This is a genomic window from Streptomyces sp. NPDC043680 (assembly GCF_056436685.1).
This window is the reverse complement of the sequence record NZ_JBWKCE010000050.1, coordinates 1-1,064: the sequence shown is the minus strand read 5'-3', so window position 1 is coordinate 1,064 and position 1,064 is coordinate 1. Positions and strand designations below refer to the sequence as shown.

1 protein-coding gene is annotated in these 1,064 nt (G+C 65.9%); it reads right to left on the bottom strand.

What is annotated here, in order from left to right; translation table 11 throughout:
* Window positions 1–234: 234 nt before the first annotated feature.
* Window positions 235–1,064, bottom strand: an 830-nt coding sequence (locus AC0666_RS33955; protein WP_478709115.1) for a GntR family transcriptional regulator, incomplete at its 5' end; no start/stop codon positions are given.

Genomic DNA, 1,064 nt, shown 5'->3' with positions numbered 1-1,064 from the left:
GCCCGGGGTGGACCATCGAGCCCCGCCGTGACGGCGGGGCTCGTTGTGTTTACGCCATGCACTGCCTGCCGATTTAGCATCCGACAGGCAGTGCATGGCGCTCTCCGCCCGCCTTGATTTCTCTCTCCACGGTGCAGACCGAAATATGTCTGAGACGCAGAGAGGAAATCCGTTGGTAGACAGAACTATTCGAGAGTTCCCAGCGCGGATTTCTCTGCACGCTCTTAACGACATTCAGCCGATGATGTCGAGCGTGATCCTGTGATGCAACGGAGCTGTCGTCACGGTGACGTACAGCGTCTCTCCCTCAGGCGTCCGGGTGATATTTACGACCCGAAACCCGGGGCTCCCTTCCTGCATTCCGAGGGCCTCCGATGCAGCAGGGTCCATGGGCTCCGCTGTGATCTGCGCTTCGGTGCGGCCCACGTTCCACCCGAGCCAGTCAGCCACGCGCGTACCGTGCGGCGGCCGGATTGGAGGCGCGCCGACCGGGGCCAACATCGGCGGGACTCCGTCGTGCCCCTCCGGCCGTGCCGAAGCCACGGCGTACGACAGCACGGTCATTTTGTGCTGAGAAGGGATTCCGCCGATCCGGCGGATGCGGTGGCGCTCCACCACGTCCGCTCCCTCGGTGAACCCCCACTCAGTCATGGCGGCTGGCGCGGTCAGTTGACGGACCAGGTAGGTCTCCTCTGTGGCCTCGCCACCGGAGCCGTTGGGCCGCCACGCTTCGGCGGCCGTGAGGTCCGGCGGAGCATACGTGCCCAGGTGGGCGTCAGCGGACGGGCCGGCGGCAACAGTTGTTCCGCTGCCAGCCGCTGTGCGGGTCAGCCCAAGCGCGGACAGCACGGCGTACGCGGCAGCGGCTGTCTGCTGGGACACCCCGTACTCGTCGGCCAAGTCCCTGACGCTTGGCAGGCGGGCGCCGTAAGCGTGCTCCCCTGCCGCGATGCCCTTCCTTATGTCCGCCACGATGGCGCTCGCGTTCATGGTCAGCTCCTCCCGATCTGATGCCTCATTACAGGCTATCGGTGTCAAGAAGTACGCCCTCGGGGGCGACTCCG